The organism is Paenibacillus sp. GCM10027627 (assembly GCF_042675505.1).
Lineage (GTDB): Bacteria > Bacillota > Bacilli > Paenibacillales > Paenibacillaceae > Pristimantibacillus.
This window is the reverse complement of record NZ_JBHTHB010000011.1, coordinates 38,850-57,841: the sequence shown is the minus strand read 5'-3', so window position 1 is coordinate 57,841 and position 18,992 is coordinate 38,850. Positions and strand designations below refer to the sequence as shown.

The 18,992-nt window shown below is 44.5% G+C and carries 22 protein-coding genes; 20 read left to right on the top strand and 2 right to left on the bottom strand.

The features are described from left to right. Window positions 1–41: 41 nt before the first annotated feature. The 20 genes from ACFQZE_RS23795 (at window position 42) to ACFQZE_RS23700 (ending at window position 15,826) form a co-directional block, all read left to right on the top strand. Entirely contained in the window at window positions 42–287 is a 246-nt protein-coding gene (locus ACFQZE_RS23795; RefSeq protein WP_379361844.1) for a hypothetical protein, read from the top strand. Window positions 288–415: 128 nt separating this feature from the next. After that, window positions 416–628 (top strand): hypothetical protein, encoded by a 213-nt coding sequence (locus tag ACFQZE_RS23790; protein WP_379361842.1) that lies wholly within the window; start codon window positions 416–418, stop codon window positions 626–628. A 19-nt stretch (window positions 629–647) separates the two neighbouring features. Further along, window positions 648–1,106 carry a hypothetical protein gene (locus tag ACFQZE_RS23785; protein WP_379361840.1) on the top strand — a complete coding sequence of 153 codons (459 nt, stop codon included), beginning with the start codon at window positions 648–650 and terminating at the stop codon, window positions 1,104–1,106. Window position 1,107: 1 nt separating this feature from the next. After that, window positions 1,108–1,494, top strand: a complete 387-nt coding sequence (locus ACFQZE_RS23780; protein WP_379361838.1) for a hypothetical protein — start codon at window positions 1,108–1,110, stop codon at window positions 1,492–1,494. After that, window positions 1,491–2,492 (top strand): hypothetical protein, encoded by a 1,002-nt coding sequence (locus ACFQZE_RS23775; RefSeq protein WP_379361836.1) that lies wholly within the window; start codon window positions 1,491–1,493, stop codon window positions 2,490–2,492. Before ACFQZE_RS23780 ends, ACFQZE_RS23775 begins: the two co-directional genes overlap by 4 nt. Then, complete coding sequence (locus ACFQZE_RS23770) at window positions 2,492–3,829, top strand: M23 family metallopeptidase (protein WP_379361834.1); 1,338 nt, start codon at window positions 2,492–2,494, stop codon at window positions 3,827–3,829. Before ACFQZE_RS23775 ends, ACFQZE_RS23770 begins: the two co-directional genes overlap by 1 nt. Before the next feature lie 2 nt (window positions 3,830–3,831). Continuing rightward, window positions 3,832–4,488, top strand: coding sequence for a hypothetical protein (locus tag ACFQZE_RS23765; protein WP_379361832.1), 657 nt, complete (start codon window positions 3,832–3,834; stop codon window positions 4,486–4,488). After that, a complete protein-coding gene (locus ACFQZE_RS23760; protein ID WP_379361830.1) occupies window positions 4,485–7,235 on the top strand; it encodes a type IV secretory system conjugative DNA transfer family protein in 2,751 nt (916 codons plus the stop codon). The genes ACFQZE_RS23765 and ACFQZE_RS23760 overlap by 4 nt, the downstream gene beginning before the upstream one ends. A gap of 21 nt (window positions 7,236–7,256) precedes the next feature. Continuing rightward, complete coding sequence (locus ACFQZE_RS23755; protein WP_379361828.1) at window positions 7,257–8,063, top strand: replication-relaxation family protein; 807 nt, start codon at window positions 7,257–7,259, stop codon at window positions 8,061–8,063. Window positions 8,064–8,903: 840 nt separating this feature from the next. Continuing rightward, window positions 8,904–9,257 (top strand): hypothetical protein, encoded by a 354-nt coding sequence (locus ACFQZE_RS23750; protein ID WP_379361826.1) that lies wholly within the window; start codon window positions 8,904–8,906, stop codon window positions 9,255–9,257. A 248-nt stretch (window positions 9,258–9,505) separates the two neighbouring features. Further along, entirely contained in the window at window positions 9,506–9,832 is a 327-nt protein-coding gene (locus ACFQZE_RS23745) for a hypothetical protein (protein ID WP_379361824.1), read from the top strand. Window positions 9,833–9,885: 53 nt separating this feature from the next. Further along, window positions 9,886–10,245, top strand: a complete 360-nt coding sequence (locus tag ACFQZE_RS23740) for a hypothetical protein (protein ID WP_379361822.1) — start codon at window positions 9,886–9,888, stop codon at window positions 10,243–10,245. 58 nt (window positions 10,246–10,303) lie between these two features. Further along, window positions 10,304–10,744: a hypothetical protein gene (locus ACFQZE_RS23735; RefSeq protein ID WP_379361820.1), complete on the top strand. Its 441-nt coding sequence runs from the start codon at window positions 10,304–10,306 to the stop codon at window positions 10,742–10,744. Between the two features lie 62 nt (window positions 10,745–10,806). Then, a complete protein-coding gene (locus ACFQZE_RS23730) occupies window positions 10,807–11,883 on the top strand; it encodes a hypothetical protein (RefSeq protein WP_379361818.1) in 1,077 nt (358 codons plus the stop codon). A gap of 283 nt (window positions 11,884–12,166) precedes the next feature. Further along, window positions 12,167–12,913 carry a hypothetical protein gene (locus ACFQZE_RS23725; RefSeq protein WP_379361816.1) on the top strand — a complete coding sequence of 249 codons (747 nt, stop codon included), beginning with the start codon at window positions 12,167–12,169 and terminating at the stop codon, window positions 12,911–12,913. Further along, complete coding sequence (locus ACFQZE_RS23720; protein ID WP_379361814.1) at window positions 12,910–13,392, top strand: gamma-glutamylcyclotransferase family protein; 483 nt, start codon at window positions 12,910–12,912, stop codon at window positions 13,390–13,392. The genes ACFQZE_RS23725 and ACFQZE_RS23720 overlap by 4 nt, the downstream gene beginning before the upstream one ends. A 212-nt stretch (window positions 13,393–13,604) precedes the next feature. Continuing rightward, window positions 13,605–13,790: a hypothetical protein gene (locus tag ACFQZE_RS23715; RefSeq protein ID WP_379361812.1), complete on the top strand. Its 186-nt coding sequence runs from the start codon at window positions 13,605–13,607 to the stop codon at window positions 13,788–13,790. Next, window positions 13,783–13,998 carry a hypothetical protein gene (locus ACFQZE_RS23710; RefSeq protein ID WP_379361810.1) on the top strand — a complete coding sequence of 72 codons (216 nt, stop codon included), beginning with the start codon at window positions 13,783–13,785 and terminating at the stop codon, window positions 13,996–13,998. Before ACFQZE_RS23715 ends, ACFQZE_RS23710 begins: the two co-directional genes overlap by 8 nt. A 42-nt stretch (window positions 13,999–14,040) precedes the next feature. Then, window positions 14,041–14,940 carry a hypothetical protein gene (locus tag ACFQZE_RS23705; RefSeq protein ID WP_379361808.1) on the top strand — a complete coding sequence of 300 codons (900 nt, stop codon included), beginning with the start codon at window positions 14,041–14,043 and terminating at the stop codon, window positions 14,938–14,940. Between the two features lie 97 nt (window positions 14,941–15,037). After that, window positions 15,038–15,826 (top strand): MORN repeat-containing protein, encoded by a 789-nt coding sequence (locus ACFQZE_RS23700; protein ID WP_379361806.1) that lies wholly within the window; start codon window positions 15,038–15,040, stop codon window positions 15,824–15,826. 1,413 nt (window positions 15,827–17,239) lie between these two features. On the opposite strand, the gene ACFQZE_RS23695 is transcribed toward ACFQZE_RS23700, so the two are convergent. Continuing rightward, window positions 17,240–17,764 carry an SMI1/KNR4 family protein gene (locus ACFQZE_RS23695; protein ID WP_379361804.1) on the bottom strand — a complete coding sequence of 175 codons (525 nt, stop codon included), beginning with the start codon at window positions 17,762–17,764 and terminating at the stop codon, window positions 17,240–17,242. 21 nt (window positions 17,765–17,785) lie between these two features. Continuing rightward, window positions 17,786–18,781, bottom strand: coding sequence for an HNH endonuclease signature motif containing protein (locus ACFQZE_RS23690; protein ID WP_379361802.1), 996 nt, complete (start codon window positions 18,779–18,781; stop codon window positions 17,786–17,788). Window positions 18,782–18,992 lie beyond the last annotated feature (211 nt).

The window sequence follows — 18,992 nt, the reverse complement described above, 5'->3', positions numbered from 1 at the left end:
ATTCCCTTATTACAAAGCCAGTAAGTGGAGTGTATGAAGGATTGGAACAATTGGTAACTGGAATGCAGAGTACCATCGCAGAGCTCATGACTTGGCAAGGGGCTAACCCTGATGTTCCCGATGCCGTGAAAAATGCTATTCGGATCTACCGTGGCGAAATGTTAGAAGCAATTAAGACCATGAAAAAGGCTCGGTTTGAAGAAGGCGACTTAGTTGAACTAACATCGAGCAAATATGAAAATGGCGAAGAGTTTTGGACCGATGTCGACTCAGTTTACCACGAATAGGGAAGTACGCAGTCTAAATCAGATGGAGTTTGGACTATCGTTGGCAACGCCGGGGTATCAGCGCAACAAGAGATTATTAGTTTGGATTTAACCAAAATGTTTGAACATTTAAAGGAGAGATAAAATTCATGAAATTAGTAATGTCGATGCTAAAAAGACAAACTGGAACAAAAGAAGATCGCCTTAACTGGGAGCAATTAGTTGGTTTCGGGGTCGTTGCCTTGGTACTTTGGGTCATTGTAGGGAACTCGACGGCAGCCCGGACCGCTGGACTAACCATTCTCAATGCGTTGCGTGACGCGATTACCAACTTAATCACCGACATCGGTTCATTTGTATAAAGGAAGGGGAGAGACCAGTATGATGAGATATTACAGACAAAGGATCCAGAAGCTGCTGAATAAAAAAATGGATGGTATGTTGTCAGTTGAACTGGCCATCTCCCCAGTGACCATTTTATTCGCCATTATTTTAATGCTTTGCTTCATCATGCTAATCTACTACGCACTCGTTTATTTGTTTTTTGCCATTACGATAATGGCAGGTGCTCGAGAAGGGGCCATCGATCCAAACGCAGCTGCCGTAGAAGACAGGATTTTTGAAGTCGTTCGCGATGTGCTTCCTGATTCTCGTGAGGGAATTAATCTTATCGAGCGTAGCAACATCCAAATCCAACCGTTTGATGGTGATTATATAACTGTGAGGGCAGTGTACAATGTCATGCTTCCAGGTGCAGATCTCTATGAATGGTTAGGGGGAGACGCTGAGGACTTAATTGTGCCAGCACCGGTCATGTTCTCTTATTTTAGGGAGTACTGATATGAGTGTTTTGCAAGGGAGTCTTATTCTGGTTCTTGGCGTGCTCGGGTACTTGGATCTACGATTTAGGCAAGTGCCGGTATGGACGGTGCTGGTACTTGGCTTAATCGGTATCGTGATAGCGTACTCTCATATGTTGCTCTCCTTACTGAGCGCGGCCCTTCTTGCCTTGTTCATGCTAGTTTTAAATAAGAGAGTAGGAGCTGCAGATAAGTGGGTTTTTCCGATATTGGCATTGGCATTACCAGTAACTGCATGGCTTCTCGTTTTGATGACATACGTCTTCGCGTATGCTCACGTTAAATGGTTTCAAACGCATGCCCCCATGCTGTTTTACATGTGTGTGGCATTGCTCATCTATTTGGTAACAGGAGGAAAGTGGCTATGACCGTTTGTATTCATTTCTCGAAACACTTACATATGACCACAGATGCTTTGACTTTTACTACAATTCCTTCATATGTCGTGCCTGGACGGGATGACGACGCGGCCTACGTTTTAAAATTGACGGATGATCAAAACTCTCCTTACTACTATTCCCTTCTGGCTGGGCCTGCTCCGGATAAATCCGTTGTGATTCCTTCTGATGTCGCAGATCCTTTCTTTCATCCGATATTGGCTGCAGCTCTGTTAGGAGTTCCTGAGCCGGACAGACAACGGCTTACGGTATCTGTTCCATTGTCAGAATATCGTAACGCTACACTGATTCGAAATTCCCTTCAGGAGATGGCCTATACGGTCGAGGACTTAAAGACAGGCAAGGTTATTAGAATCCAATTCGACCAGGTTGACATCATCCCTACTACCGTATGTTTGTCCTTTGACGCGCTTCTTAGGGACAGAGTGTCAGAGGATGACTTTTTTGAAGGGGATGATGAATCCGTTAAGAAATTCTCCACAATGGGGGAGGAAAGCCGCGTTTTTATGCTGCTCTGTGTAACGATGCAGCAAACCGAATGGGTAATCATTCGCGAAAAAACGCTAGAAATGGTTGAGGCAGGACGTTTTTCTCAAAGTCTCAACACGCTACTATTTAAAATCAAACGTTATTACATGGACAAGACAAAATCTGCTTTACGTCCATACTCGGAGATGCAAGCAATTGAGGATGGATATGCAATGTTTGACGGCAAGACTATCGATTTAGGGGAGGTTATTAGTGAGGCTAAAGCTAATTTGGTTGAACAACTTAGCGGGCAGATGCATCAGCTGATCACAAAGTATAACGTGACTGATCAATTGCTTGCTGGAGAAGATGTTCATCACATTATGAATGAGCTGAAGGAGAAATTTCCACTGGCGAGACCAGTGGCCAATCCGGAATTTGCGATCCTTCGAGGTCTGTTTAAGGTGACTTATCTGGCTCAAATCCCGGTGGTGGATTGATGAAGGAAATTTTTAATCAATGGGTTTCCAGAATAACCGTTATATTGGGCCTAAAAGTTGTCCTCATTATGGGAATTGCACTTCTAATAATCGTGCTGGTCAGTTCAGCGTTCTCGATTATATCAGGGAAGGCAGCTGTCAGTCAGTTTATAGACAAGGGTGACCAGGAAGAAGACATCCAGTATGATCTTATCGCTGAAAACTGGATGGATAAAGTGACTTGGATTGATCCGGCCAGTGGTCAGCGGCAGGTTGGTCTTAATAACGAAATGAGACAGCAACTGAAGGAAGCAGAAATCGGTGATTATAAAGGGCTTCTATGGGTTTTAAGCCAGGTTAAAGAGCGATGTGAATTAGAATGTGTCGGGAAGCTTGCTGAGATCTTAGAGCCCAAAGAAGTAAAGATTGAATTTTTCGATGTAGTCACAGAAACGACGACAGTCACAACCATCACCAAAATAAATACGCCAAGTTCATCAACTAGCCCTACGAATGAAAAAGAATCGGGACCTGTCAACAATTCTAGTGCCAAACCTGGTGTAACAAGCGAAAGCAGTACGACAAAAACAAAGAAAGCATTCATCACCAGTCTTGTTACGTATAATGGTCTTCATTCTTTCAAATATATGTCGAAGAAAAACTCCTCAACATCAACGAGCAATTCACAAACGGAGACAGTGCAAAAAGAAGTCGTGACAACTACCGTAACCACGACACCAGTGCTCTCATCGGTAGAACGGGAAGAGGACTATGCTGTGCTTTATGAGGCGATGAAAGAGGTTCGAATGGATGAAACAGACGAAAATGAGTTCAGATTCGTCTTGAATCAGGCACTTGCATACGATCCCAATTTCTATGACGATGGGTTATTTGAAAAAGGGCAGTCTGAAGTAGATCGTAGCGGCCAAATAATTGATGTGCCGGGCGATACGCTCTTAGCGTGGCCAGTGCCATCCGTAAAAAAGGTATCGTCATCGTTCGGTATGCGGGTTCATCCTATTACGGGGGAACGGCGTATGCATACGGGCATGGACATACCGGCACCGAAAGGGACGGATGTGATTGCTGCAGACGAAGGCGTAATCATTCAGTCCAGTTTCACATCAATAGCAGGCAACAATGTCAAGATCAAGCACCCAAGCGGTTACATTACCTGGTACATGCACTTAACTAAGATTTATGTACAGGAAGAGGATTCTGTGAAGCGCGGCGAAGTCATTGGCACCGTCGGTTCCACTGGCAGAAGTACAGGGCCGCATTTGCATTTTGAAGTGTTTGAACCCGGAGCAGCTAATTCAAGTAACCCCATTTCATATTTTAAAGGTGGCGAAGAGTAGTCATGTCAAAAACCAAAGTCTATAGCACGAGATTAATTTTCGAGGAAGATTTGGACAAGAAGGCAATGGATATACTCGATTCGTTGGATCAAGAAGAAAACGGAACAGTAGGGTTTAGAACAACGCACTGGATTCGGGAGGCCGTACTTTTGCGCGTAGAAATGCAACTTTTTATGCTAAAGGAGACGGGAAGTGAGCTCCACCCGAAGCAATATGAGGATCTGAAGTCATGGCTGCTGCATCTCGCTGAACCGGCTGAAATGAAGGAGCCTCTAGATCCACTACAAGGATTGGATCCCACTCATGCTTTAGATGAACAAGTTGTTCGGCATTTATCACAGATGAATGAAGAACAAAAACAATCATGGATGCTGGATGCCGTCAGAATGCGATTTGCGATTGAGCATCATGCTCCGACGTATTTTATTAACCAGTATCAAAGCAGGCCGGTGGCGAATGTAGAGGCTCCGGTAACGTATTCCGAAATAGAGGATCCTGGTTTGCTGCAAGAAGTTGCGGCTGCATCAGTAGAAGAACATATTGAGATAACCCCTGATCCAGAACCTATTCCACAACGGACATGGTCGCCTTATGTCATTCATTTGCGTAATGCTATGCCAGCTTTTATCCAACAATCCTCGTTGGGGGCGATCCAATGAATCCATGGTGGTTAACTTTAGGCGGAGCTGCTTTTATTTCGATACTAGCTGTCGATCGCATTCAGCAACAAAAAAGGCAACAAGAAAATCGATCCAAGTATCGTTATGTGCGGATTATCCCGCATAAAGAAACCGGGGCAAGCCCGGACAAAATCATGCGACTCATTCAGAATTTGCATGAATACAAGCGAACACGGATGGATCAAATTCGGAAGGGAAAAGAATGGTTCCGGTATTTGATTCACAAAGATGTAACGGGGGAAATCGCGCTATATATTGGTTTCCCGGAGGATAGACAAACAGGAATTAAGCGTGCATACCGAAACATCTATCCTGAAATCGAATTGCATGACGTTCAGCACGATGAGTTACCATTGGCTATGACCGATCTACCGATTGATTCCGAAAAGAAATCGAAGAAAACTGCAGTCTATGGTGGCCATTTTTTAGCGGCAGATAAAGGACCACGAGAAGGATATGCGTTTAAATCGTATAGTGGGGAAGATGATATCGAAGACATCCTGTATAGCCTTGACGCCAGCGCAAAGGAGACAGAGTGCTGGCTAGATATTCTCATTTCCCCTGTATCCAATAACGAGATCAGGAGGCGCGTGCAGCAGGGGATTAAATCCATTTATCGCAAACATGGCATCACAGATCCGCACATGTTTGATATGAATCTCAAAAGTCTTGGGGAAGCCCTAAAGGGTCCTGGAGCGAAAAAATCTACAAAGACGTCAGCCAAGCCATTAAAAACAAAAGTGAGTCCTACAGATCTGGATCCGGATGACAAGGAAAGGATTCGAATGATGCAGAAGAGATTTACCGGCCGAGAGACAGCTTTTGCAGTTAGCATCAGGTTGCTCGCTCATGGTAAACATGCACATTCAATTGCACAAACGGCAGCAACGGCGATCCGATCTTCTTTTCATTTTGATAACGCTTTACGGTTTGTTCGAGATCGCAATCTACCTAAATCTATTTTTGATAGTGCTCCAATGCCAAGTAAGATTAACAGCGTATACATGACCGGCGAGGAGTTAAGTAACATCTTTCGGCTGCCGCGCGGGGAGCATCGGATTTATCAATACGTTCCTCATCTCCAGAAGGGTCAAGAGACTCTGAAAGACGATGAATTCAATGAAGGGGTTAGTATTGGTAAGGCACGTCATCCCGTACAGAAAGGCAGAGAAGTTCGAATGCCGATCAGTCAATTTACGCGGCATTGGTTTCTCTCAGGGATGACCGGTGCAGGTAAATCGTCTTTCCTTCTAGAAATGATAGAATCCATCGTACAAGCCTGGTTAGCTAACCCCAACGACGCTCCAGGGTTTTCACTGTCTGATCCGGCACAGGAGACAGCCGTTATTATACTGAACAGATTGAGGCATTACGAAAAGATAGGGATCCCGGTCGATTGGAGTAAGGTGCATTATTTCGATTTGGGAAGTCCGGAATATGTATTGCCACTCAATTTCCTAAAGCGAACGAATAATGAATCGGTTCATTCTCTTAGCGATGAAGCGTTTGACCTGATTAAAGCCGCGTATGGTGGGGATACACCCCAAATGGACCGTATTCTACGGAACGCGCTTACCACGCTCATTTCTGACACAAGCCAGGATCATAACATTTTAGGCATCATTCCGTTGTTAATGGAGAAGCGGTTTAGGGATCGCGTTCTGCCACATATAAAAGACAAGATCATATTACAGTTTTGGGAGCGCGAATTTCCGAATTTAGAAAAAAACATTGGTCAGGCAGTAGGGCCACTGCTCAATCGGTTATCTCCATTTCAGACGAATGAAGCGATGCGCAGAATGTTCGGTCAGCCTAAAATGGGGCTTGAGCTCCGGAAGTGGATGGATGAGGGACATATTATTCTTTTTAATATGAAAAATGTCAATCAGGCAGCTACGAAGCTATCTGGTGGGTATATCGCGAATCAGTTTCATAAGACAGCACAGACCAGACAAACAGGTTCCAAGGTACATATCAAAATTTATGACGAAGCCCACCGAGGCCAGCATCCTATCATGAACAAAATATTTGCAGAGGATAGGAAATTTGGGTTATCTTTGGGATTAAGTACACAATCTATTAACCAGATGGATAAGGAGATCGTGGACTCCGTTACGGAAATTGTGAATAACGTCTTTACATCAGCTCAAGGATATAAATCGGCTGCTATTGTGCAGCAGATGACTGCTGGTGCATTTGATAGGGATTTCCTGCAAAAGCTGCCAGAGCGCACGCTGGCTGTCTATACGAAGGCGAAAGTGGAGGGAAAGAGCCAGCCAAAGACTTTTACAGTAGAGTGCGATCCGCCTTACCTTTATAAACCGGATGGCAGTGGCGAATGGGCAGATCATGAAAATGAAAAAGAGATGCAAGCTGCGCTTGCATGGGGAGAAGAAAAAGGGCTGGAGCTAATGGCCCGAGATTGCTTGCGTGCGGACGAGGTAGATGAGATGATAGACGAGTATTTGACTACTGGCACCGTACTACAGCGTCAAAAAAAGATGGCTCAGGAACAAATAGAAATTACTTCTGATAATGAGTCATCGGAAAATAAACAGGTCGAGAACGTTCTGGAAAGACCGGTTTTATCTCCTCCTAAGATTCAACGAAAAAGGGACATGCCAGCACCTTCCACCGCCGAATCAACAGAGAAATCGAGTGCTGAGCAGCCCGAAGAGAGAGCTGCCACGCAAAAAGAAGAGGATACAATGCGCTGGGAGTTTTAGATAGAGAGAGGGCTGAAAAGTATGATATTCCAATGGGTGGACCACCCAAACCTGCGTCGAGAAGATCAATTGCTATGCCTGTTATTTGATCTAGGTATGGCAACAAAAGAACAGCTTCTGAAGATTACAAAATGGGGCTTCCGGAGTCTCGACTACGCATTTGTTATGGTACGTAAATTGGAAAAAGAGATAGGAGGGGAGACCATTCTCATTCGAGCAAGGTATCTCCCTAGACTACCAACTAAAATTAAAACTGCAATTTACTCACTGACTGCTGACGGTATAAGGTATGTTCAGACGATAATGGAATTGCAGGGCGGCAAGGTCAAAGAAGCTCCTGCCGGACAGTTGGTTCACTATTCTGGCATTAATAATATATTGTGTCGATCGATTGAAGAGTTCGGTGTAGTGAGCTGGCAATCATCCTATGAAATTGCGGATCTCATGATTATGCGCTGGAGTGAAACAATAGGAGAAGGGCTGGATAGACGAAATGTGATTCGTCCTGATGGTGGTATGCGTGTAGGAACAGAATCGAATTATGTTGACCTATACGTCGAATTCGACAATGACACCGAAGGGCCAAAACAAATAGAAACGAAATTTAAGCGATACGTGGACTTGTATAAAAATCTGAGGCTAACTCGCCCCATCGTATGGGTCACTATTTCGGATAAAAGGAAGCAGTATTTAGAAAGAAACTGGGATGCGCTCAAGTCAGTATCTTATAAAAATCATGTTCAGTTGCCGGAAATGGTGTTCTTTGTTGAAGGAGACGAAATTGACTGGATTAAGAAGAAACTGATTAAGAATAAACCTGAGATATGAAAAAGGAGAACGGATTTTCCGTTCTCTTTTTTTATTCAGGGGGAAGCCAGATCTGCAGTGTAGGCATAGCCAAACGATCGCGGTTCTGCTACGCAACGCCGTGCGGACTCTAGGGTTAGCAGCTGACTAACGTCGCTGCTGTCGCTGCCTTCAGCTGCAGTTTGATAGCGGCAATGAGAAATTCCTGAAGCGCAGCCAGCGCGACCAATCGATCAAGCAGCTGCTGCGCAAAGCCGGACAGATTCGGAAGCTACTGAAGACTTCGCTGCAGATCAGCTGTTGTGCAGCATCAGCTAATCCGGAAGAGCTGCAGCTGGTTTAGCCGGCATCGGAGCAGTTACGCATCACCGGGCGGACTCCGGAAGAGCAGCTGGACGGACGTTGTAATCGCTGAGCTGCAGCTCGATCGCTGGCACAAAGACATTCCTGGTTAAGCCAGCATGCAATTTAGAAGCAGCTGGCCAACGTCGCCGCGGACAGCGCCTTTTTCTGGAGCTTGGTCGCTGGCACGAGACGTTCCTGGAGCGCAGTCGGCGCGGTCAATCGATCGAGCAGCTGCTGCGCAACGCTGGACAGATTAGGAAGCTGCTGGAGACCTCGCTGCAGATCAGCTGTTCGATCGCCAGCACTTGACGGTCCCTGGAGCGCAGGCCAATTCGATCGAGCAGCTGTTGCGCAGCATCGGGCGATCCGGAAGAGCAGCAGCTTGATCACTGGCACTGAGTCCTGGTTTGAGCCCGCGAGACAGGATTGCAAAGATGAGGTGAAGTATGTAGTATTGATTTATTAATTAGTAAATCATAGTCGTGACTAATTCAAATAAATACTTATTGTTAGAGGGTGAAGAAGATAAACCATCCACCAGGGCAATCCCAGAAATCTATCCAAGGAGGAGCACGCCAGGGAGCAGGAAGAAAGAATCTTGCAGAGCGTGACCTCGTTATCCTACAATCTCGTATGTCATTGCCCCAAGAGGTTGTAGATTGGATTGATATGTGTGCAAAATACCGGGACGGCGAAGAGCCAAAGAAACACCCAGAGCGTCATCGGGTTGATGTCATCAGAGATGTACTTACAGCAATAACAGCGATTATGAGAGATAGTGGTTACACTGCTATTGAACAAGCGCAGCTTATAAAAAATCTTCAAAATACACTTGCGATTAAGGTCGAGAAGGACGGCAATGCAGAGTGATAAGCGTAAATGGTTTAATGTCGAAGGGCCCCTGTTTAGGGCCTTTTTTTATTTGATCATAAAATAATGGTTTGCAGATGACTCTCTCCTATTTTTGAAATAGGCATTGCTAATTCAAATGTGATCGAATATAATGGCAATATTGAAATAGTAATTACTAAATCAAAATAAAAGGGAGAGGAAGCAATAAATCCTACGGGTAAGTCGAAAGTACTTAATTATCTATGTATGAAAGGAGATTGGTAATCATGGGAATGCAAAGCGTACCTTCTAGCATGAAGGACCTTGCATGCAGCTTGTCTCAACATATGGAGAGTTGTGAAAAAAGGTTAGAAGCAATTAAGGAGGATCAGCTCTCCTTCAGTGAAATGATGGGCTGGGTGAAGGTAAATGCACTTCTTTTTTCCGATGAAGAAAGATTGCTCCGCATGATGCAGCTTTATCAAGCTGGAGAACTAAACCCGTCGTCCATGTCCATTGTAAAAAATGAAGTCATAAAGGCAATCGAACGGCTGCTACCTGGCTATTCGTGCTTAATTGAAGTTGTTAGGTCGGGGGAACAAAACGAGGAATAACTATGTTACAAATAATTATAACATAGAATTATAGGCGAACAGGAGCGACTATCATGAGAATAACGGGACCGAGATTCAACTTAGGGAATATTGCTTCAAAGCTGGTGATAGAGAACATCCCGTTCCGGACAAACATTCTGCCTGATAATAAAGTAGAAATCTGGGTCGAGTTAAGCCCGGAGCAACATGAGATTATGGCTAATTTTATTAAAGCCTATTCGATGGAAGAGAGTTGGAGCATTACAGACGAAAAGAGTGATCCGGCTTGTCCAGCCTGTGTATTCCCAGCCGAACAAATAGGAAGTGCTTTTGTGGAGCATGGGGAATGGGATGGGCGTCAATATGAAGGCGAATATGACGTAAAGCGTTTTGAGTGTACGAATTCTAAATGTAAAAAAGTTTTCTTCATTTAATTAGAAATGGGCTCCTGGTTTAGTGACTAGGAGCTCCAGAACTAAGGGGGATGAAACCGTGATAGAAGAGCAATCAATCATGAATATAAAATTGATCGAGGCTTGCAGCATTGCTGTAGCCGCTCAGCGAATCGGAAATGTGATTCATCTTTTGGACATGGCGCCTATTCATAAAACCGTAAATCTACGTGGATCGCTGTACAACGATGTTTTCTTAGGGGAGGTATTAAAGCAGCTAAATTATACGGGAAGCGAAACTACCTGTACCTGGATTTGTTACCACACGGATTTATCGATCACTATTCTATATGGCGGCAATTTAACGATAATTGCACTGAATGAAGCGAATTTATTAAAAGCTTCTCCTATTGAAATCCTACCTGATTTTTGGGGCATGATGTATGCGATGCATAGGTCAAATCAAGACATTTGTCCGCCTGATGAGGCAGAGGTTGCTCCCAGTCGAATCGCCCAAGGGGCGAAGCGGAAAGCAAACTAAGAGATTGGAAATGTTAAAGAGTTTATTTAGAAACAAATCATAAAACTTGATTGGAGCTGGTTATGTTGACCATACAACCGAAAAATCAACCTAGACGAAATGCGTATGAGCTGGTTAACAAAAATGGTGAATGGACGGATACAAAGGGGGGGTGGTGCATTTCTGGACTATATCGTACATTGCGCCACGGAAGGCCAGAATATGAAGCACGTGTAACCTTCAATCCAGGACCTGACACTAGAATTAAATGTAGGGAATCCAAATACGGATACGCCTATTATGATGAATCACGCTACTGGAAGAGAAGGGTGAAGGCGGCCATTGGATATATACCATCAAATGATACTTTATCGGCCATGATTGATTACCTAGAGCTCCTAAAGGCAGCCTACGAGGAAGAAGATCAGTACTACGCAGCGCAGGACAAGGCAGCTGCGAGTAAACGAGTTGAAGAAATCTTTGAGCTTGCTATGGCGCGTTACGGACTAGGGCAAAGCATGAAATCACATGCGAGTGACAAGATGAAAAGGCTTCTCGAAGAATATGTGACAGCAGAAGAAAGGCTGGAATTGCACGAGTTATATAAGATTCAAAATGGATCATCTTACCTGGAGGATGTCCGGCCTTTTATGGTCCGACTATGTAATGCGGTCCGTGAAGAAATGTCTAAACGTGAGCAGCAGGCGAAACGAGACCGGAGTCTTTGGCTAAGGCAACGGTTGGAGGTTGATGTTAGTCTACGCCATCTTGTGGCTCATGTACATGCTGCTGCAATTCATAAATATAGAGGGTACGATCACTGGAGTCTATTCCGAGAAACGGCCTATCAACTTTTTGGATATGCCAAAAATCAAAACGACTATCGGGATCGTGCAGGCCAGTTGACGGAAAGGCTTTCCCCATACCAATTAAAGGATTATGAAATTAACGAGTTGTTGCGGATCGGCAAAGAATATATCCAAGATGGAGGTCAGCTACCCATTGTAGAAGTGCCTTTCAATCGATCGGCAGAAGATTACTATTATGGGGATGCTGTTTTATGGGGCGGTAAATCGTACAGCATAAACCGAATCGGGCGTAAATATTTGTACTTGTCTGGCGGTTCCCGCATATTGAAGCCAAAGCTGAATATAGCCTAGTCTTAGGGCTTCGAAATAAAGGAGGGATGAAGCGATGCCCACTTGTTTCCTGAAGGGATTGGACATCCTCAGACGATTTGTCAGGGCTGTTTGTGTGGATAGCCCTGATGATATTCCAGCCCTGAGGCTGCAACGAATCCATCTACAGCACATCTTAATGTATGAGGTAGAACGGAGGAGGATAGAACACGGGGATGTGAAAAAGTAAAGGCGCCCGTTCCCCGAATTATATGTTATATTTATTTATAATATATTTAATATAATTTTGAAGGGGATCAGTGCTGTGTCTGACAAAAAAGTGAAGAAAGAAGTTCTCCAGCAAAAGTTCGAGAACTTGGTTATGGTCGAGGGTCAAGATAAGAACTGGATTCAAATCGCTGAGACATACCAGGCATACATGGAAGGCGGATTTGATGTTAGCGTTGAAGAGCTCGCGGTATTCTTCAGCTGCCATAGTCTCACCATCGAAACGTATATCAGAAACTATTGCAAATTTATCATCGTTTCCACAACTGGACGCAAATTTATACGCCGGGCCATTAACGAGGGTTTGATCATTATAGAAGAAGAGCAGCTACGGTTAATTAATAAGCGTATTTTATTCTTGCGTAGTGATGTGGAGAGCTTTATTCAAAATCTCCAAGTCGAAATAAAATTTGGTTTCCTGGATTGGGAGGATATATTGTCCAAGGTGCCGACCGATAGGAAGGAGAAACGAGCTAGCTTAAATCTGGCTGCAGCTGCGTTGTATGGCGAGTCAGAGCCTGAAGTAGGGCGACTTGGCAAAGTACCGGATAAACTATATTCGTTGAAAGACCTTAAATTAATGCAAGGACACAAATATAACGTAGATACGTACCGCTGGTTAAACAGGATTGGCGCCAACAAAATTTTTTTTCAGGGACTTGTCCGCTATGACCTAAGCGACTTTGATAAAGCCGTTGCTGTTCCTATTCAAGCGTTCAGAAGCTTGGGATCTAATCGTGTGATCCAGGAGCTTCGTGAGGTAATGGAAACCACTGAGGAGTGATTAAAGCTAACAATAAGAAATTAAATGCAGATCCCCTTTATTATTTTGCATATGGTTCGAACTTAGACCAAGCACAAATGAAAAGCAGATGCCCCGGATCTTCCATTTTAAATAGAGCCTATCTACCACACTACGTCTTGAGTTTTAAAAGTAATGGGCGATCTGGAGTGGCTACTATCGTCCCGAGTCAAGGAGAGTTTGTCGAGGGCGCGATTTATCGAATAACACCACATGATTTGGCCCAGTTAGACCGTTATGAGGGGCATCCATTCATATACAAACGCCATGAAATCAAGGTTTTTACTTATGACCATGAACAGATTAAGGCATTGACATATATTTTAAAACCATCTTTTCCGCCGGAGCTGCCTGCGGAACATTATTTGGCCAAGATCCAAAAGGGGTACGCTGAATTGAATATACCGACATACAAGCTGATTCAAGCATATGAATCAATTTCAGAGGAGGACTTTTGGTGAATCTAAGTAAGCAAGAAATGGAACAATTACGATCGCTGGAAAGGCGTATTCAGGCTTTATCCGGGAGCGCCGATAGTCTATATCGTAAGATGATCATTAATGGACGTTCAGGAAATAGCAGCATACTGAGGCATGTATCGGCGCAATTGACGGTGTTAAGTGATCAAGTAAAGGATTTGGAAAAGAGTATAGAGAATAGAAGGGAGTAGAGGATGGCTATGGAATTAGGAATTGTCGAGAAAGGTTATATTGAGAATCAGGCTTTTCGCCTAAAAACGGCCATACCAACTTTAATAAATGATGACTTGGCGATGATGATGATGATCCAGCTTATACTAGAAGACGTGTGTAAATATGGGGCTAAGCAGGCGTCATCTTCATTGGGAGTAGGTGAGTAAAATCATTACTCCAGAAGATCATGCTGCTGAAATTGAACGTTTAAATCGCATGAATCGGAAAACGATTCTAGCAACTAAGTTAAAGGATATATTGCTAGCTGTACAGGAAGGGAAACTCACCGTTAAAGAGATTACGCAGTACACAAGCATAACGGAGGAACAGCTAGCAGATTTGCTAAAATCGTTTAGTGCAATGAAAGTAGAGTAAAGGTTTGCTCCCCTATTACTATTCATAAAGGAGAATGAGGATATGACGAAAACAATCAGTATTGATGAGCAATTAGCGAGTCTAGGTATCTTTTTCAGCACTATTATGGACGATGGTATGCAGGGGAAAGCTGGCGCTGTTTGGCCATTAATTGTACGGAATTGGGGAAGCCATTTAGATGGAACCCGAGCAGTGCATTATTACCCTAGTACATTCTTTCAAAATTTGAAAATGAAATATAAAGTCTATTTGCCGGATAATACAAAAGCCGAACGTCTCAAGGCGTTGAAATATATCATAGACAAGCTCATGTCTGGAGATATTGACGCTTATTTGTACCATTTTGGATTGTATGTTTTATATCATGATCCGTCATCGAGACGATTAATAGAAGATATCGAATCCATTGGTGCTAGAAGATCTGAATACCTGGCGGCACTGCCTCGATTCGAGCTAAAAAACAACGACGAATTTATTTCTGAAATTTGGGGGGATCTGATAGATCGACGTTACCCTGAAGTGGGTGAAGAAATTGTTCGAGTACCTTATTTTAATAATTTGAGAATTTTATTTACCCCTGAAGAATTCGGCGCACAGACTGGTAGATATTACTCAGATGCCGACTGGTTGGAGCCTATACCGGGTTATACAATGGAGGTAAGAAAGTGGGTAGGAGAAAAGGATCCTATGACCCCGGAACCTAAAAAGGGCGGAATGATTGAAGATTACATCCACCTGGTTGAGCGGGATGGAAGTCTTCGGCATTACGTTTCAAACAAGCCGATACACGCTGGGTCATATATCGAAGTGAAGTTTGGTGACGGTTGGATCTCAGGTCGTTATGAATGGTCATTCGGAAAAGGTGAGCCTATTTCGGTTTGTTCTAACCGTGACTCCACTATTTATATAAGGGAAGGTCACTTGGTTCGTGTAAAAGCTTAATATTGTGAATGGTCACTCGTTATAGAAATGTTTCTTTTAGAAAAATGATACAATAGATCCAGTCTAGCTATTCAAACTAACAGAGGAGAGAGATCGGATGTTTAAAAAAGCCATTCTATTAATAGTATCTTTACTTGTAGTTATGCCATTTTTGGTTAGTGCTGAAGGATACACTGGGGTAGCCAAAAAAACATTCCCGGATGGTAGCTTTATAACAGGGGATTTTATCAATGGTGTCGCTAACGGAAACGGTGAATTGAAATCTAAAGATGGAAAGAAAATCTATCAGGGAACATTTGTGAATGGGCAACCAGCTGGTGAGGGCGTTATGTGGTTTGCTGATGGCAGTTTTATTATCGGATTTTTTAGAGATGGACTGGCAAACGGTGATGGGAAGTTAATTTCTAAAAGTGAAGAGTTGATTTATGAGGGATCGTTCGTAAATGGTCAACCATCAGGAGAAGGTATGATGCGCCTTTCCGACGGTAGTATACTTAAAGGTAGTTTTAGTTATGGCCTTGCTAATGGTATAGGGATACTGAAGACTGAAAATGGCGGCAAACCGATATATGAAGGTAGTTTTGTAAATGGACAGCCATCGGGTAAAGGAACAATGTCGTTTGCTGATGGTAGTAAGATCATTGGAGAGTTTAGAAACGGTCTGGCCAATGGAGTTGGACAACAAATAGACAGAGGACAAGTGATTTACGAAGGTTTATTCGTAAACGGGCAGCCATCAGGTAGAGGAACAATGTGGTTTACTGATGGCAGTCAGCTCATTGGAGATTTTAGAAATGGCCTAGCCAATGGAGTTGGGAGTCATATTTCAAAAAACGGAGCGGTAATCTTTGAAGGTTTGTTTGTAAATGGCCAACCGTCAAAGTGATAACAATTATATATAACGAGAAGAGACTGTGGTGCTTAAAGCGCTGCAGTCTTTTTTATATGTGTGTTTCAGCGGCATTCGTGAGTTAAAAATCATCAGCCGGTGGGGGGGAAACTCTCGCACTGGCAGTTAAAGGCGGTGCCAGCGGCGACTTCGTCCAGCAGCTCCTTGAACGTGGTCATGCCGGATGCGCTCCAGGAACGTCACGTGCCGGTGATTGAGCTGCAGCTGAAGGCGGCGCCCGCGGTGACGAGCAGCAGCTCTTCCGGATCCATCCGGCAGTGTGCAGCAGTTGGTCAATGATTGGCCGACCCGGCTACGCTCCAGGAACGTCTTGTGTCAGCGATCGAGCTGCAGCTGAAGGCGGCGCCCGCGGTGACGAGCAGGAGCTCTTCCGGATCCGTCCGGCAGTGTGCAGCAGCTGCTCGATCGATGGCCGATCCGGCTGCACTCCAGGAACGTCACGTGCAGTTGATTGAGCTGCAGCTGAAGGCAGCGCCCGCGGTGACGACCAGCAGCTCTTCTCGATCCATCCGGCAGTGTGCAGCAGTTGGTCAATGATTGGCCGACCCGGCTACGCTCCAGGAACGTCTTGTGTCAGCGATCGAGCTGCAGCTAAAGGCGGCGCCCGCGGTGACGAGCAGGAGCTCTTCCGGATCCGTCCGGCAGTGTGCAGCAGCTGCTCGATCGATGGCCGATCCGGCTGCACTCCAGGAACGTCACGTGCAGTTGATTGAGCTGCAGCTGAAGGCAGCGCCCGCGGTGACGACCAGCAGCTCTTCTCGATCCGTCCGGCAGTGCGCAGCAGTTGGTCAATGATTGGCCGACCCGGCTACGCTCCAGGAACGTCGCGTGCCGGCGATCGAGAAGGCGGCGCCTGCGGTGACGAGCAGCAGTTCTTCCGGATCGTCCGGCAGAGTGCAGCAGCTGCTCGATCATGGCCGGTCCGGCTGCACTCCAGGAACGTCACGTGCCGGCGATCGAGCTGCAGCTGAAGGCGGCGCCCGCGGTGACGACCAGCAGCTCTTCCGGATCCGTCCGGCAGTGTCTGCAGCTGCTCGATCGATGGTCGGTCCGGCTGCACTCCAGGAACGTCACGTGCCGGTGATTGAGCTGCAGCTGAAGGCAACGCCCGCGATGACGACCGGCCAGCAGCTCTTCCGGATCCGTCCGGTAGTGCGCAGCAGCTGGTCAATGATTGGCCGACCCGGCTGCATTCCAGGAACGTCTTGTGCCGGCGATCGAGCTGCAGCTGCAGGCAGCGCCTGCGGTGATGACCAGTTGCTCTTCCGGATCCGTCCGGCTATGCGTAGCAGCTGCTCAATTCAATTACTTCGAAATGGCTGTTTTTTGTAGCAGGAGTGGAAAATTGGAAAGAGACTACCCAAGGCAGCCTCAATGTTTAATACCATATTAACTTTTCCAGTGCCAAAACTCAGCGCCCTGGCAAATAATAATTCGCTCTATAAACTCTGTAAATGTTAACGGGATGGGAATGGCATCTTCAATATGATCCATTGCATCAAGAAAGTATAGATATGGAGCTTCATTACTTCTTATTTTATTTGAGTCTATAAGAATGGCACCGATCCGATGGTCTGTCCAAGCGATAGGAAAACAATGAGATGGAATTTGCTCACAATAAGTTTTGGAGATTGCTTTAATTTTCTCCAGGCTTAATAATTCTGTTCCTCCGCCAAACTTAGGCTGTTTGAACAAAATACCCCCATTGCATTTGAGAAGAAACTCTTTGTAGTCTTCGGGCATGAGCCAATTGTTATCCTTAAAAAAATCATCAAGTAATTGCTCGGAAACTGGATCATTCCACACACATATCAAAGTAGGGGAGGGCATATCTGGAATTAGGCTCCTGTGGGGATTAGTCTCTGAAGCATTTTGTTGTAAGAAGCCGACGAGTTGAGAAATACGATTTTCCATTATAATCAACTCCAACAAATTTTAATAATTTGCCCACCATGTCGTCAGTTCAGAATGATTTTTAATTCCATTCTGAGGTTGTGAACCCGGTCTCCAAAGAGGAATTAAGTTTGAGACAGAATCTGGGCCATTGTATTTTACTGGCTTCATGTGATGGATTTGTACATCGTCCCACGTAAAGTTAAGAGGAGCACCCCAAGTAGACTCGTAGTGTGCAATAAATGCACTACGATAATTGCCTGGCGTCCGAGGGTTGGCAGTTAGGTTGGTTGGTGGCTCCCATAGTACAATTTTTGATTGTTGGTCTGTATAGCCAGTTGGATAACGGACACCTTTTTTATTAGCGAGCCATACTTCGCTTGTCTTTGATGCTGCAATTACATGCCCAACGGAGAAATTTGCCTTGATATTTGATTCAGACCGCCAGTATTTAGTTTGAGAGATGGGGCTTTCCAACACTACGGTTTCATTCAATTTTACATTTTTAGTAGTGCTACTTCCAGTAACAAAAAGACCTTGCCGAAGGTAGTTTGTTCCATGGTTAGTGGAGATGGTATAACTGGTTGGCTTAGAGCCATTTCCACTCACTTTTGTTACAGTGCTTAGTGTTACAAATTTCGGCAGATTAATTGCAACATCAGCAATCAAGTGAAAAATATCCACGCGATAAGTGAGATTATAATTAACCGATGCTGGCGTAACACTCAGGTTGTTCTCTGTTGAAGCGATTTGTTTTGCTTCATTTGATTGTCGATCAATCGCATAAATGCCTACTTCTGATCCTAATACTTGGTAATCGTTATACTTTTGTAATTTTGCATTAATGACCGTGGATGGTTGCGATAGTTCTTTTGCTGCTTGTTCAGTGATGATATTTTGCTTAACTAAGCTGTCTAGCTTAAATTCTAATTCTTGTTGACCCGGGTTTGTGATTGGCTGAGCAATTGCTATTCCTTGCAATAAACTCAATGCTACTACAATAGATAAAACAATCATTAAATTACGTAACTTCAACATTTTTTTCACTCCGATCTTTTTGGTTTGAAACAATGAGATATTCATTTTCAATACCATAAATTTCTAATTCTGATATAGCTTAATTCATTATTCAGATGATTAGAATAGGGTGGGTGGACTATTTGGAATCTTATAAAAATACCTAGTTCTTATAGCCCTAGACACCAGTTTTGCGATCGGCAAGCCAGAAACAGTAATCCTGCTATACGGC

Excerpts from the sequence above, each read along its gene's own strand:
- ACFQZE_RS23790 (WP_379361842.1), top strand. The coding sequence starts at position 416 with ATGAAATTAGTAATGTCGATGCTAAAAAGACAAACTGGAACAAAAGAA.
- ACFQZE_RS23785 (WP_379361840.1), top strand. The coding sequence starts at position 648 with ATGATGAGATATTACAGACAAAGGATCCAGAAGCTGCTGAATAAAAAA.
- ACFQZE_RS23780 (WP_379361838.1), top strand. The coding sequence starts at position 1,108 with ATGAGTGTTTTGCAAGGGAGTCTTATTCTGGTTCTTGGCGTGCTCGGG.
- ACFQZE_RS23775 (WP_379361836.1), top strand. The coding sequence starts at position 1,491 with ATGACCGTTTGTATTCATTTCTCGAAACACTTACATATGACCACAGAT.
- ACFQZE_RS23770 (WP_379361834.1), top strand. The coding sequence starts at position 2,492 with ATGAAGGAAATTTTTAATCAATGGGTTTCCAGAATAACCGTTATATTG.
- ACFQZE_RS23765 (WP_379361832.1), top strand. The coding sequence starts at position 3,832 with ATGTCAAAAACCAAAGTCTATAGCACGAGATTAATTTTCGAGGAAGAT.
- ACFQZE_RS23760 (WP_379361830.1), top strand. The coding sequence starts at position 4,485 with ATGAATCCATGGTGGTTAACTTTAGGCGGAGCTGCTTTTATTTCGATA.
- ACFQZE_RS23755 (WP_379361828.1), top strand. The coding sequence starts at position 7,257 with ATGATATTCCAATGGGTGGACCACCCAAACCTGCGTCGAGAAGATCAA.
- ACFQZE_RS23745 (WP_379361824.1), top strand. The coding sequence starts at position 9,506 with ATGGGAATGCAAAGCGTACCTTCTAGCATGAAGGACCTTGCATGCAGC.
- ACFQZE_RS23740 (WP_379361822.1), top strand. The coding sequence starts at position 9,886 with ATGAGAATAACGGGACCGAGATTCAACTTAGGGAATATTGCTTCAAAG.
- ACFQZE_RS23730 (WP_379361818.1), top strand. The coding sequence starts at position 10,807 with ATGTTGACCATACAACCGAAAAATCAACCTAGACGAAATGCGTATGAG.
- ACFQZE_RS23715 (WP_379361812.1), top strand. The coding sequence starts at position 13,605 with ATGGCTATGGAATTAGGAATTGTCGAGAAAGGTTATATTGAGAATCAG.
- ACFQZE_RS23705 (WP_379361808.1), top strand. The coding sequence starts at position 14,041 with ATGACGAAAACAATCAGTATTGATGAGCAATTAGCGAGTCTAGGTATC.
- ACFQZE_RS23700 (WP_379361806.1), top strand. The coding sequence starts at position 15,038 with ATGTTTAAAAAAGCCATTCTATTAATAGTATCTTTACTTGTAGTTATG.
- ACFQZE_RS23695 (WP_379361804.1), bottom strand. The coding sequence starts at position 17,764 with ATGGAAAATCGTATTTCTCAACTCGTCGGCTTCTTACAACAAAATGCT.
- ACFQZE_RS23690 (WP_379361802.1), bottom strand. The coding sequence starts at position 18,781 with ATGTTGAAGTTACGTAATTTAATGATTGTTTTATCTATTGTAGTAGCA.